General features: G+C 70.2%; 15 protein-coding genes. 6 read left to right on the forward strand and 9 right to left on the reverse strand.

What is annotated here, in order from left to right:
• The 6 genes from ABFX54_RS44910 to ABFX54_RS44935 form a co-directional block, all read right to left on the reverse strand.
• Positions 1–450, reverse strand: a 450-nt coding sequence (locus ABFX54_RS44910) for a conjugal transfer protein (RefSeq protein WP_346113115.1), incomplete at its 3' end; no start/stop codon positions are given.
• Between the two features lie 54 nt (positions 451–504).
• A complete protein-coding gene (locus ABFX54_RS44915) occupies positions 505–768 on the reverse strand; it encodes a hypothetical protein (RefSeq protein WP_106240705.1) in 264 nt (87 codons plus the stop codon).
• A 63-nt stretch (positions 769–831) separates the two neighbouring features.
• Positions 832–1,548 carry a conjugal transfer protein gene (locus tag ABFX54_RS44920; RefSeq protein WP_346113116.1) on the reverse strand — a complete coding sequence of 239 codons (717 nt, stop codon included), beginning with the start codon at positions 1,546–1,548 and terminating at the stop codon, positions 832–834.
• Between the two features lie 697 nt (positions 1,549–2,245).
• A complete protein-coding gene (locus tag ABFX54_RS44925) occupies positions 2,246–2,545 on the reverse strand; it encodes a hypothetical protein (RefSeq protein WP_346113117.1) in 300 nt (99 codons plus the stop codon).
• Between the two features lie 230 nt (positions 2,546–2,775).
• Positions 2,776–3,852, reverse strand: a complete 1,077-nt coding sequence (gene ychF, locus ABFX54_RS44930; protein WP_346113118.1) for a redox-regulated ATPase YchF — start codon at positions 3,850–3,852, stop codon at positions 2,776–2,778.
• A gap of 126 nt (positions 3,853–3,978) precedes the next feature.
• Complete coding sequence (locus ABFX54_RS44935) at positions 3,979–4,695, reverse strand: hypothetical protein (RefSeq protein WP_346113120.1); 717 nt, start codon at positions 4,693–4,695, stop codon at positions 3,979–3,981.
• An 87-nt stretch (positions 4,696–4,782) separates the two neighbouring features.
• Here ABFX54_RS44935 and ABFX54_RS44940 point away from each other — a divergent pair, with 87 nt between their 5' ends.
• Complete coding sequence (locus tag ABFX54_RS44940; RefSeq protein ID WP_346113153.1) at positions 4,783–6,048, forward strand: DNA recombination protein RmuC; 1,266 nt, start codon at positions 4,783–4,785, stop codon at positions 6,046–6,048.
• 13 nt (positions 6,049–6,061) lie between these two features.
• Complete coding sequence (locus tag ABFX54_RS44945) at positions 6,062–6,574, forward strand: DUF6542 domain-containing protein (RefSeq protein ID WP_346113122.1); 513 nt, start codon at positions 6,062–6,064, stop codon at positions 6,572–6,574.
• A 46-nt stretch (positions 6,575–6,620) separates the two neighbouring features.
• Here ABFX54_RS44945 and ABFX54_RS44950 read toward each other — a convergent pair whose 3' ends face one another.
• Positions 6,621–7,586 carry a 4-hydroxy-3-methylbut-2-enyl diphosphate reductase gene (locus ABFX54_RS44950; RefSeq protein ID WP_346113124.1) on the reverse strand — a complete coding sequence of 322 codons (966 nt, stop codon included), beginning with the start codon at positions 7,584–7,586 and terminating at the stop codon, positions 6,621–6,623.
• A 101-nt stretch (positions 7,587–7,687) separates the two neighbouring features.
• Here ABFX54_RS44950 and ABFX54_RS44955 point away from each other — a divergent pair, with 101 nt between their 5' ends.
• The 3 genes from ABFX54_RS44955 to ABFX54_RS44965 are packed head-to-tail and all read left to right on the forward strand — an operon-like array spanning position 7,688 to position 10,400.
• Positions 7,688–8,743 carry a hypothetical protein gene (locus ABFX54_RS44955; protein ID WP_346113125.1) on the forward strand — a complete coding sequence of 352 codons (1,056 nt, stop codon included), beginning with the start codon at positions 7,688–7,690 and terminating at the stop codon, positions 8,741–8,743.
• 28 nt (positions 8,744–8,771) lie between these two features.
• Positions 8,772–9,995, forward strand: coding sequence for an exodeoxyribonuclease VII large subunit (gene xseA / locus ABFX54_RS44960; protein ID WP_346113126.1), 1,224 nt, complete (start codon positions 8,772–8,774; stop codon positions 9,993–9,995).
• Between the two features lie 48 nt (positions 9,996–10,043).
• The gene (locus ABFX54_RS44965) at positions 10,044–10,400 is read left to right on the forward strand and encodes a VOC family protein (protein WP_346113127.1); all 357 of its coding nucleotides are present in this window, start codon (positions 10,044–10,046) and stop codon (positions 10,398–10,400) included.
• Here ABFX54_RS44965 and ABFX54_RS44970 read toward each other — a convergent pair.
• The gene (locus ABFX54_RS44970) at positions 10,397–10,993 is read right to left on the reverse strand and encodes a TetR/AcrR family transcriptional regulator (RefSeq protein ID WP_346113128.1); all 597 of its coding nucleotides are present in this window, start codon (positions 10,991–10,993) and stop codon (positions 10,397–10,399) included. The two genes, ABFX54_RS44965 and ABFX54_RS44970, sit on opposite strands and share 4 nt — an antisense overlap.
• Before the next feature lie 84 nt (positions 10,994–11,077).
• Here ABFX54_RS44970 and ABFX54_RS44975 point away from each other — a divergent pair, with 84 nt between their 5' ends.
• Entirely contained in the window at positions 11,078–11,500 is a 423-nt protein-coding gene (locus ABFX54_RS44975) for a nitroreductase family deazaflavin-dependent oxidoreductase (RefSeq protein ID WP_346113129.1), read from the forward strand.
• A 158-nt stretch (positions 11,501–11,658) separates the two neighbouring features.
• On the opposite strand, the gene ABFX54_RS44980 is transcribed toward ABFX54_RS44975, so the two are convergent.
• Positions 11,659–11,895, reverse strand: coding sequence for an exodeoxyribonuclease VII small subunit (locus ABFX54_RS44980; RefSeq protein WP_346113130.1), 237 nt, complete (start codon positions 11,893–11,895; stop codon positions 11,659–11,661).
• Positions 11,896–11,914 lie beyond the last annotated feature (19 nt).

The following is an 11,914-nucleotide window of genomic DNA, read 5'->3' on the forward strand; positions in this document are numbered from 1 at the left end:
CACCTGGCGCGGCCCGGCGGCGCCTTCGCGCCTGCGCTGCGGATGGCGGGCCTTGCGCGGCCCCTTCGACTTGGCGCGCACGGGCGCGGTGCGCCACACCCGGCCGGAGAACGTCACGGCCTCGGGCTCGGAGCTGGGCGCCAGGCGGTACCACGCCTTCGGCTGCCCCAGGTAGCGGAGCTGGGACTCCAGCAGTTCGGTGAGGCGCTTGCCCTCGATGACGGGACGGGTGGACAACCACGTCACGATGCCCGGCGGCACCAGGAACAGCACGTGCCAGGGCATCTCCACCGGCACGCCCACCAGGACCAGCAGGAGCGACCACGGGACGAACACCCCGACGAACACGCCGATCCAGACGATCGGCAGCGGCATCGGCAGCCGTAGGTCGTACAGCTTGTAGAGCCGCTTCTCGATCCGCCAGATGTTCGTGTAAGTGGGCAGGTCCACGCGGTCCTCCTCTCCACCCGCTCGTACATGACCGCCGCGGAGCGGTCTCAACCCTTACCTGATGCCCAGTGCGCCCGCGATCGCCTTCGCCGTCACCTCGATGATGTTGGGAACGTAGAAGATCACCCCGATGGCCACGGCCAGGATGAGGAACTGCACGAAGCGCGTGATCTCGCGGGTGAAGAGGAAGAACAGCGCGACCACGGAGACCACGACGAGGAACAGCGGCGCGAAGAAGGCGCGCAGGAAGTTGGCCAGCCCTCCGGTGTCGATGCCCGTGGGCGTCGGAGTCGGCGTCATCTCCATCAAGGTGAGCATTACGGTCTTCAAGGTCACTTCTTGTCCTCCCGGGGGGTACCGATCAGCAGCACGGCCGTGCCTCTATCCAGCGACCCGGCCGCCACCGCGGATGTCGGCGACGAACCACTTGTCGCCCTGCTTTTCGACGGTCAGGCGGTAGGCCTGCTCCAGCGTGCCGCCGACCACCGCGGGGTCGGTGGTGTTGGGAGTGGGCGGGGGATCGCTCGGCACGGCCCACACCACGACCGCCTGGATCTCTCGGGTGGCACCCCCCACAGGCACCACGACTTCCTTGAGCTGCGAGAAGGTGAACGCGCCCGCGAAGCTGGGCAGGCTCTTGCCCGCGGCGACGTAGCGCTGCAGCCCGCCGGTGTCGCCTGAGGCGTAGTCCTTGAAGAAGCCCTCCAGCTGGGGCTTGAGCTCGGCGGCCGCCGCGTCGTCCGTCTCCGGCGCGGCGACCTGTGGCAGGTCGGCCGGGGCGGGGGCGGGCAGGATCGCCGGCCGGCCGGAGATCACGAACCGCCGTCCGGCCTCGTCGCCGGAGTAGTAGACCGGGACCGACAGCATCATCCGGCGCGGGCCCGACTGGTAGGCCACGTTGATCACGGCGTTCCTGTCGTCGCTCGCCTCGATGTCGTACGGCTGGATGGCGACGGCGGCCAGCTTGCCGTAGCCGTCCCAGCCCAGCTGCGGATCCATGCCCTCGGCCAGGAACGCCTTCAGCTTGCTCGACCTGCTGGCGGCGTCTTCCGGGCTGAAATTGAGATAGACGCCGGCGAACTGGGCCGCGAAAGCCATGCCCTGCTCGGCGGGAAATCCCTTGTCAGCAGGTGCGGCGCCACTTGTTGTCGCCGGCTCTTGCTGAGTGAACCTCTCAAATGGGGCACGAACCCCATTCACGACAACCACCACAATAAGTGCCCAAAGAATGATGCGGCCGGTCCACACCAGCCACCGTCCGCCGCCACCCGACCAGCCGCCACGCCGCGGCCTGCGGGGCGGCGGCGCGTCATAGTCGGCCGGATCGAGGGTTGCGGAAAGCCCGGGCCCGTCAGCGATCCGAGGATCATGCTGGACGGTAGACCTACGAGCCATCACGCCTCCGCTCGCGCCGATCCCCCCGGCTGGCGCGGTGTCGTCCGTTGCCGATCCCCATCATCCGCGGTGAAGTAGTCACCCTATCCGGTCTCCGCCATTGTTCCAGGAAAGCCACGCCCATGCTGCGGCATGACAGTCCACACGGCAAACCGGGCCCGTATGGCAGGCCACGGTGCCGATTCCTGTGCGTTCCCGGTGGAATGGGCTTTTGACCAGGCCAGACGCCTAAAATCGCATACCGCGGCGGCCACGCTTTCCTGTCCAAAACAGGCATGGACTCTCGCGACCTGCGGATTCGGCATGAGTCTGAACCAGATCCAGGCCGAGCTCCGAGCCCCGCCCCGAGCGGGGCCCCGTTCAGAGTCCCGAGCGGACCCCGAACGGGGGGCGGGTCCGGTCAGGCGGGCTCGGGATCCTGGTGGGTGCGCGACTGGCGCCGGCTGCGCAGATCGACGACCGTCGGCTGCACCGTCCGCTCCAGGGAGCCACGGAGATCCGCCAGCATCTCGGCGGGCTCACGCTCTCTCATGCGGGTCGTCATCTCGTTGCGCTCGTCGACCTTCCTGCGGAGGTACGCCTCGCGGTTGACGCGCAGGCCGTACATGAGCTCGACCCTGATGAGGGCGAGCTCCTCCTCCAGGCTGATGCCCGCGAGCGTGGGCGCGGGGCGTCGTTTCCGGATGATGCGACGGATCATGAGGGCCTCCCGAGTCAGCGTGAACGCCGTGACGATTCGACGCGCGGGGGCCCAAAGTGGTTGACGCATCACTTGTCCCCGGAGCAATCGTTCAGCTTCACACCCGGGGGCAGCCACCGATGAGCCTCGCCGCCATCCGCCGCCGGTAACCTACCGTAGCAAGCCATCGCTCACCGTGACCGGCTCGCCGCGAACGGAACTCCCCCATGTGCCCCGGGCTCCGACGCCCGTCAGACGTTGAAGCGGAACTCCACCACGTCGCCGTCGCGCATGACGTAGTCCTTGCCCTCGATGCGGGCCTTGCCCGCCGACCGGGCGCTGGCGATCGAGCCGGCCTCGACCAGCTCCTCGAAGGAGATCACCTCGGCCTTGATGAAGCCGCGCTGGAAGTCGGTGTGGATCACGCCGGCCGCCTCGGGCGCCGTGGCGCCCTTGGGGATCGTCCAGGCCCTGGTCTCCTTCGGCCCGGCCGTGAGGTAGGTCTGCAGCCCCAGCGTCTCGAAGCCGACCCTGGCGAGCTGGCGCAGGCCCGACTCCTCCTGGCCGACCGACTGCAGCAGCTCCAGCGCCTCCTCCTCGTCGAGCTCGACCAGCTCCGACTCGATCTTGGCGTCGAGGAAGACCGCCTCGGCCGGGGCGACCAGCGCGGACAGCTGCTCGCGCAGCGCGGTGTCGGTGAGCTCGTCGGCGTCGAGGTTGAACACGTACAGGAACGGCTTGGCCGTCAGCAGGTGGAGCTCGCGCAGCTCGGCACGGTCGAGACCGCTCTCGAAGATCGTCTTGCCGGTCTCCAGCACGGCCAGCGCGGCCTCCGCCGCCTCCAGCGCGACCTTCTTGTCCTTGTTGTTGCGCGCCTCCTTCTGCAGGCGCGGGACGGCCTTCTCGACCGTCTGCAGGTCGGCCATGATCAACTCGGTGTTGATGGTCTCGATGTCGCGCTTGGGGGAGATCTCGCCGTCGACATGGGTCACGTCGGGGTCGTTGAAGACCCGGATGACCTGGCAGATCGCGTCGGTGTCGCGGATGTTGGCGAGGAACTGGTTGCCCCTGCCCTGCCCCTCCGAGGCCCCCTTCACCAGGCCCGCGATGTCGACGAACTCGACCTTGGCGGGCAGGATGCGGGCCGAGCCGAAGATCTCGGCCAGCTTGGGGAGCCGGTCGTCGGGCACGCCGACGATGCCCACGTTGGGCTCGATGGTGGCGAACGGGTAGTTCGCCGCGAGCGCGTTGCCGGTCTTGGTCAGCGCGTTGAAGAGCGTGGACTTGCCGACGTTGGGCAGGCCGACGATCCCGATGGACAGGCTCATCCGACCGACTCCGTCACCGGGAGGAGGGTCACCGGGAGGAGGGTCACCGGGAGGAGGGTCACCGGGAAGAGGCCAGGACGGCCGCGCTGGATGGTTGACTCGCTTCGCTCGCTCACGGCGCCGAGTTTACTGGCTCAGCACGGACAGACAGGTAACCGGACGATAGGCCTGCTCGGCGCGCAGATAACGGCGCGTGCCCCGCGGGCAGGCCGACGGCTCGCCCTCGAACGACAGCACCCTCGCCCAGGCGTCGGAAGAGTCGCACGGCACCCTGGTGACGGCGGACCTGGCGATCACGTCCGTGGCCGGCTCGGCCACGCAGGCGCCCCGGTCGAGCACCTGGCCGCCCGGGCCCAGGCAGATCACGTGGGAGTCGCCGTCGAGGGCGTCCAGGGTGCCGGAGGGGCAGGCATCGGGGTCTTCGACGATCGCGACGGACCTGCCGTACCAGCCCGGGCCCGCGCACGGCCGCTCGCGGCCGTCCAGCGTGACGCAGTCGCCCGGCCTGAGCAGGCCGCCGCCCCCGCCGGGCGTGCCGGGGTGCGGTTCGAGGAAGTTGCGCACGCACGCCGTACGTCCGGCTCCGACCCGCAGGACGTCGTCGGTGTCCTCGGGACAGTCGCCGAGACCCGGCGGGTCGGGGGCCAGCGCCACCACCTCGGACTCGCCGCCGTTGCACGCGGTCAGCGCGTACTCCCCCGTGACGCAGGCGCCGGGGGACCAGCGCAGGACAGGACGCGGCCGGGTGCCGCTCCCCGACCCGGCGATGACGGCTCCGGCCAGGGCGATCAGGGTGATCGCCAGGGCGGCGCCCGCCGCGGCCATCTTCGGTCCCGTGTTCATGCCGGTACTCTGCGTGACGAGAGATGTGCCGCACAAGCGGAACGCCCAAGCGTGTCGGCGAGATCGGGGCCCGGCGGGCCTGCAATCATCGATGGAGTGGACGTCGTCTCGCTTCTCATAGGTCTCGCCGTCGGGTTGCTCGTGGGGTTCCTGGTGGCCAGGACGCGGGCCGCGGTGCGGATCGCCGAGTCGGACGCGCGGGCCAGGGCGGCCGCCGAGAAACTCGTCTACGTCGAGGAACAGCTGGCCGAGCGCTTCCAGGCCCTGTCCACGCGCGCGCTCGACGTCAACAACGTGCGCTTCCTCGAGCTGGCGGAGAGCCGCCTCGCGGCCACCAGGGCCGAGGCTGCGGGCGATCTCGAACAACGCAGGCTGGCCGTCGAGCACCTGGTCGAGCCGCTGAAGGACGCGCTCACGAGGGTGGAGTCCCAGCTGCGCGACTCCGAGTCGGGGCAGCGGGCGGCGCGGGCCGAGCTGGCCAAGCAGATGGAGTTCGTGCAGCGGAGCAACGACCAGCTCCGCTCCCAGACCACCGCCCTGGTCAGGGCCCTGCAGCGGCCCGAGGCGCGGGGCCGGTGGGGCGAGCTGCAGCTGCGCAGGGTCGCCGAGATCGCCGGCATGCAGCGTTACTGCGACTTCGACGAGCAGGTCACCGAGGGCTCCATGCGGCCCGACATGGTCGTCAGGCTCGCCGGAGGCAAGAACATCGTGGTCGACTCCAAGGTCTCGCTGGCGGCCTATCTGGAGGCCGCGGAGGCGTCGGACGAGTCGCTCGCGACCGTACGCCTCGACGCCCACGCCCGGCACGTGCGCGAGCACGTCGACCGGCTGGCGGCCAAGGCGTACTGGCAGGGGTTCAACCCGTCGCCGGAGTTCGTGGTGCTGTTCATCCCCGGTGAGGCGTTCCTGGCGCCGGCGCTCGAACGCGACCCCTCCCTGCTGGAGTACGCGATGACGCGACGGGTGCACATCGCGACGCCCACGACGCTGATCACGATGCTGCGCACCGCGCACTACGCCTGGCAGCAGGCGGCGCTGAGCGAGAACGCGCGGGCGGTGTTCGAGCTGGGCAAGGAGCTGTACGAACGACTGTCGTCCCTCGGCAGGAACGTCGAGTCGCTCGGCAGGGCGCTCACCCGGACCGTGGAGGCGTACAACAAGTCGGTCGGATCGCTCGAAAGCCGTGTCCTGGTCACCGCACGCAAACTTCACGATCTCGGCGTCGTTGACGGCGATCTCGACTCCCCTGAGATGCTCGAAGGGCTGCCCAGACCCCTGAGCTCCCCCGAACTGCTCGAAACCTCCTCACTGATTTCCCACGCGAACGGTAAGTTGGCCAACGGGTCGCAGTGACGGGGGAGGGCAAGTGGGTGAGAAGGGCAGGCGTTCTGCCGTCAGGCTGACGGCGCGCGGCGCCATCGCGCTCGCCCTGGTGGCCACCCTGGCGGGCTACGTGCTGGCGGCCGTGTTCGACGTCGACCACATCGTGGGCGCGGCGTTCGTGCTGGCCAGCACGCTCGGCGCGCTGCTGGTCAACCGGCGCGAGCTGCTGTCGCTGGTGGTGACGCCGCCGCTGGTGTTCTTCTGCGCCACCCTGTTCGTCGAGCTCGGGCGGGCATTCGGCTCGGTGTCGGTGGTGCAGTCGCTGGCGCTGGGCCTCTACACGTCGATGACGCGGGGCGCGCCGTGGCTGTTCGCCGGCTCGGCGATCGTGCTGGGCGTGGCGTGGCGGCGCGGGCTGCGCGACAACGTACGCGAGCTTCGTGAGGAGCTGAAGGCGGACGCGGCGGAGGTGCCGCGCCCGCGCCAGCCGTTCGTGCCCGAGCCGGAGGGCTACTTCGAGCCCAAGGTGTACGGCACGCCGCGCGGCGAAGACTAGAACCGGTCCCCGGCTTCACCGGAAAGCCAGGGACCGGCGTCGGGGCTCATGAGGCCCGCAGGTCCTTGCGCAGTTCGTGGGGCAGGGCGAAGCGCATGCGCTCCTCCACCGGCTCGACCTCCGTCACGTCGCCGAACCCGTGGCGGGCCAGCCGCGCCAGCACCTCCGCCACCAGCTCTTCCGGCACCGAGGCGCCGCTGGTGACGCCGACCGTGGTGACGCCGTCGAGCCACTCGTCGCGGATGTAGTCGGCGTTGTCGACCAGGTACGACGCCCGCGCGCCGTAGTCCTTCGCCACCTCGACCAGCCGCTTGGAGTTGGAGGAGTTGTCGGAGCCGACCACGATGACCAGCTCGGACTCGGCGGCGATCTCCTTGACCGCCACCTGGCGGTTCTGGGTGGCGTAGCAGATGTCGTCGCTGGGCGGGTCGATGAGTGTGGGGAAGCGCTCCTTGAGCCGGGCGACGGTCTCGGTGGTCTCGTCGACCGAGAGCGTGGTCTGCGACAGCCACACGAGCTTGCTCGGGTCCTTCACCTGCACCTTGCCGACCGCGTCGAGGCCGTCGACGAGCTGGATGTGGTCGGGGGCCTCGCCCGAGGTGCCCTCGACCTCCTCGTGGCCCTCGTGGCCGATCAGCAGGATGTCGTAGTCGGCGGCGGCGAACCGCTTGGCCTCGTTGTGCACCTTCGTGACCAGCGGGCACGTGGCGTCGATCGTCCGCAGTCCGCGCTGTCTGGCCTCCTCGTGGACGGCCGGGGAGACGCCGTGGGCCGAGAAGACGACGATCTCGCCCTCGGGCACCTCCTCGGTCTCGTCGACGAAGACGGCGCCCCTGGCCTCGAGCGTCTTGACGACGTGGGTGTTGTGGACGATCTGCTTGCGCACGTAGACCGGGGCACCATACTGCTCCAGAGCCTTCTCGACCGCTACCACGGCTCGATCGACTCCGGCACAGTAGCCCCGTGGCTTGGCAACGAGGACTCGGCGGGAAGTGGGGGTCTGGGGCTCCATACTTTCTATGCTACGTGGAGCGGCGTTCTGGCCCGCGCGTGCGTGGTTGCCCGCGATTTGCCAGACTGTCCGTCCATCACTGACCTCCCAGGGAGACGTACATGTCCTTCAGCGACGTGATACGCAACATCGCTAAAACCGTTACCAACAAGGACGAACTCAAGGAGAAGGCCAAGGACCTGCCGCTTCTCGTCGTCCAGACCACGCTGAGCGCCGCCGGGCAGGCGCTGCTGCTCGTGGACCGCATGAAGAACTCCATCAAGGGCATCGGCTCCAAGGAGGAGCACGAGGAGGAGCAGGACTCCCGTCCCTCCGCCGCCCAGCAGGTGGCCGCCGCGCCGGCCGAGGCCGAGGAGGGCAAGGCCGAGCGCAAGGAGCCGGTCATCTTCGCCCCGCGCCCCGCCGCCGAGCCCAACGGGGTCGCCAAGACCAAGCCGGACCCGGTCATCTTCTCCCCCGCTCCCAAGACCTCGCCGGCGCCCGCCGCCGAGCCCGAGGCCGCCAAGCCGGAGACCGTCTCCAAGCCCGCGACCGCGGAGCCCGAGCCGGAGGCCGCCGCCCAGGCCGGCACCGCCGCCAAAGAGGCCGTCACCACGACGGACGTGGCGCCCGAGCCCGTCCAGGAGCCGGTCGTCACCCCCGCGCCCGAGCCGGAGGTCGCGCCCGCCGCGCCCAAGGCCGTGGCCGACCCCGCAGTGGCCGAGCCCACTGTGACCGAGCCCGCTGTGACTGAGGCCGCCGTGACTGAGGCCGCCGTGGTCGAGCCCGCCGTGGCCGAGCCGGAGCCCGCCACGAAGCCGAAGGCCGCCAAGCCCAGGACCAGGGCCGCCAAGCCGAAGGCCGCGACCAAGGCTTCGGACAAGGCTTCCGGCAAGGCTCCCGAGGTGGCGCCCGAGCCGGCCGCCGCCCCCGAGCCCGCCGCAGCGACCGCCGAGCCGGCCAGGGCCCCCGAGCCCGCCGCCGCCGCGGCCGTGGACCTGACCGAGCCGCTGCCCGGCTACTCCAGCCTCACCGTGGCGTCCCTGCGCGCCAGGATGCGCGGCAAGAGCGCCGAGCAGATCGGCTCCTACCTGGAGTTCGAGCGGTCCACCGCCGCGCGGCCCGAGGTCATCAAGATGTTCGAGAACCGCCTGGCCAAGCTGCAGGCCGGGGAATAACGTCGCACCGAACCCGTAGTCTTCCGCCATGAGCTCGAAGACCACGCCTGAGTCTCCCCTGCCGATCCGCACGGTCCTGCAAATGGTGGGCGGATGGATCGGCAGACTCGGCACGGTCTGGGTCGAAGGTGAGATCACCGACCTGAGCACCCGTGGCGGCACGGTGTTCCTGACCCTGCGCGACCCGGTCGCCAACGTGTCCGCGAGGGTCACCGCCCCGCGCGGCGTCTACGAGGCGACCGTGCCTCGGCCGGCCAACGGCTCCAGGGTGGTGCTGCACGTCAAGCCCGACTTCTGGGTCAACAGGGGCTCGTTCGCCTTCACCGCGCTGGAGATGCGTCCGGTCGGCGTGGGCGAGATGATGGTCAGGCTTGAGCGGCTCAGGCAGCTGCTGGCCGCCGAGGGGCTGTTCAACGCCGACAGGAAACGGCGGCTGCCGTTCCTGCCGGGCACGATCGGGCTCGTCTGCGGGCGTGAGTCGGCGGCCGAGCGCGACGTGCTGGAAAACTCGCGCAGGCGCTGGCCGGCGGTGCGGTTCAAGGTCGAGGAAGTGGCCGTCCAGGGGCCTTACGCGGTGGCCGAGGTGACGGAGGCGCTGCGCAAGCTCGACGCCGACTCCTCGATCGACGTGATCGTCGTCGCCAGGGGCGGCGGCTCGCTCGAAGACCTCCTCCCGTTCTCCGACGAGACGCTGGTGCGCGCCGTGGCCGCCTGCCGCACCCCCGTGGTGAGCGCGATCGGCCACGAGCAGGACAGCCCGCTGCTCGACCTGGTGGCCGACGTGCGGGCCTCCACGCCCACCGACGCGGCCAAGAAGGTCGTGCCCGACGTGGGCGAGCAGCTCACGCTGGTGCGCCAGCTCCGCGACCGTGGCCGCAGGGTGGTGAGCGGCTGGCTCGACCGGGAGATGTCCTGGCTGACGTCCGTGCGCTCGCGGCCCTCCCTGGCCGATCCCGTACGCGAGCTGGAGCGCCGGGCCGAGCAGGCCGAGGCGCTGCGCGACCGGGCCAGGCGTTCGCTGTCGTCCTCGCTCGACCGCGCAGAAGACGACCTCACCCACCTGCGCGCCCGCCTCATCGCCCTGTCCCCCGCCGCCACGCTGGAACGCGGCTACGCCATCGTGCAGCACCCGTCCGGCGACGTGGTCCGCCTGGCCAAGGACGTCTCCCCCGGCACGCTCCTGACGATCCGGCTGAGCGACGACCGCCTGACCGTCCGCGCCGAAGAACCCGACGAGGCGGAGAATGCGTAACGGGTCGAAGCGGGAGCGCGTGACGGCTCCGGGGTCTACGTTCGGCGCATGAGAGGACTCACCCAGGTCGCCCAGCACGCCGACGACCTCGACCGAGCCACCGCCTTCTACCGCGACGTGCTCGGCCTGCGGCACGTCGCCACCTACCGGCCGCCCGGGCTGGCCTCCTTCGACCTCGACGGCGTACGCCTGCTGGTCGAGAAGGGCGCGCCCTCGGCGGTGCTCTACCTCGCCACGGACGACCTCGAAGCCGACGTGGCCCGGTTGCGCGCGCACGACGTCGCGATCGTCCAGGAGCCGCACCTGGTCTTCACCGACGACGGGACGTTCGGCACCCGCGACAAGGAGATCCGGATGGCCGCGTTCAGGGACTCGGAGGGCAACCTGCTCTGCCTGATGACCTAGCGGAGCATGGCCTCGGCCACGGCGGTCACGCCTGACTTGATCTGCTCGACCGTCATGCCGCGCTCCTCCCGCTGGAAGGCGATCAGATAGGCGTTGACGGGCGCGAGCAGGGCGTCGGCGAAGTACGCGGCGTCGGCCCGCGGGCACGCCCGCGCCAGCAGCCCCGTGAGATGGACGTGGTAGATCTGGTACGGGGTGCTGAACCCCTTCGCTTTGCCCCTCTCCAGCAGCAGAAACAGCTCCTCCTGCGCCACCACCCGGTCGACGAGCGCCCGCATGAACGCGACGATCCGCTCGCCATCGGGAGCGCCGGGGCCGAGCGGCGGCGGCCCGGCGAAGAAGGACTCCTGAAAGCGCCGCTCCCCCTCGTCGAGCAGCGCCATCACCAGGCCCGTACGGTCGCCGAAACGCCGGTAGACCGTGCCCACGCCCACGCCCGCCACGCGAGCGACCTCGTCGAGCGAGAGGTCCGCCGCCCCGTGCTCGGCGATCATCCGCGTCGCCACGTCGATGATCTTCTGCCGGTTGCGCGCGGCATCGGCCCGCTCGGGCTGGGGTTGCCCGACCACGGGCAGGAATCGGCGTCCGCACACGTGGTCGAGCATATCGGTGACAAACGGAGAGCTCTCCGATTAGGCTGCAACCGGAGAGTTCTCCGATTACTGAGGAGCGGAAGCGTGACCATCGACTACAACGAGTTCAACAAGCAGATCATCAAGGAGTTCCGCGAGAACGGGGGCCGGGTCGGCGGCATGTTCGAGGGCGCGCCGCTGGTGCTGCTCACCACCACGGGCGCCAAGAGCGGCAGGCGCGTCACCACGCCGGTGATGTACCTGAAGGACGACGACCGCTACGTCGTCATCGCCTCCAAGGGGGGCGACGACAGCAACCCGGCGTGGTACCACAACCTGGTCGCCACGCCCGCGGCCACGGCGGAGATCGGGACGGAGACGTTCGAGGTGAAGGCCGTCGTCGCCGAGGGCGAGGAGCGCGACCGCCTCTACGCCAGGATGGTGGAGCAGGCGCCCCAGTTCGCCGAGTACGAGAAGAAGACCACCCGCCGCATCCCGGTGGTGACCCTGGTCAGAACGGACGCCTGACGCCCCTCGCGGGCCCGTGGGAGGGGGCGGGCTCGCGAGACGGCGGGCCCGAAGCTCGCGTGAACGCGCCCCACAGGTCGTGTGCGTGCGGCCCGAAGCGCGTGTCCACAGAGTGTGCGTGCGGCCCGAAGCGCGTTTGCGTGCGGCTCTGAAAGCCCCTAGAAGGGGGCGTCGTCGGAGCCGGGGGAGGGGGGCTCGGAGCGGCGGGCCATGGCGGCGGCCAGCTTGACCCTGGCTCCCTGGAGCCATTCCTCGCAGACGGCCGCCAGCTTCTCGCCGCGCTCCCAGAGCTCGATCGACTGCTCCAGGGTGAGCCCGCCGGTCTCCAGGCGGCGCACCACCTCGGTCAGCTCCTCGCGGGCCTGCTCGTATGAGGGTGCCTTCTCGTCTGCCACGTCACCACCCTAGAGGGAC

This window comes from Nonomuraea maheshkhaliensis, assembly GCF_039529435.1.
Classification (GTDB): Bacteria; Actinomycetota; Actinomycetes; order Streptosporangiales; family Streptosporangiaceae; genus Nonomuraea; species Nonomuraea maheshkhaliensis.

What these genes read in the sequence shown, in the direction of transcription:
- ABFX54_RS44915 (WP_106240705.1), bottom strand. Translation starts at nt 768, where the DNA reads ATGCTCACCTTGATGGAGATGACGCCGACTCCGACGCCCACGGGCATC.
- ABFX54_RS44920 (WP_346113116.1), bottom strand. Translation starts at nt 1,548, where the DNA reads ATGGCTTTCGCGGCCCAGTTCGCCGGCGTCTATCTCAATTTCAGCCCG.
- ABFX54_RS44925 (WP_346113117.1), bottom strand. Translation starts at nt 2,545, where the DNA reads ATGATCCGTCGCATCATCCGGAAACGACGCCCCGCGCCCACGCTCGCG.
- ychF (WP_346113118.1), bottom strand. Translation starts at nt 3,852, where the DNA reads ATGAGCCTGTCCATCGGGATCGTCGGCCTGCCCAACGTCGGCAAGTCC.
- ABFX54_RS44935 (WP_346113120.1), bottom strand. Translation starts at nt 4,695, where the DNA reads ATGAACACGGGACCGAAGATGGCCGCGGCGGGCGCCGCCCTGGCGATC.
- ABFX54_RS44950 (WP_346113124.1), bottom strand. Translation starts at nt 7,586, where the DNA reads ATGGAGCCCCAGACCCCCACTTCCCGCCGAGTCCTCGTTGCCAAGCCA.
- ABFX54_RS44955 (WP_346113125.1), top strand. Translation starts at nt 7,688, where the DNA reads ATGTCCTTCAGCGACGTGATACGCAACATCGCTAAAACCGTTACCAAC.
- xseA (WP_346113126.1), top strand. Translation starts at nt 8,772, where the DNA reads ATGAGCTCGAAGACCACGCCTGAGTCTCCCCTGCCGATCCGCACGGTC.
- ABFX54_RS44965 (WP_346113127.1), top strand. Translation starts at nt 10,044, where the DNA reads ATGAGAGGACTCACCCAGGTCGCCCAGCACGCCGACGACCTCGACCGA.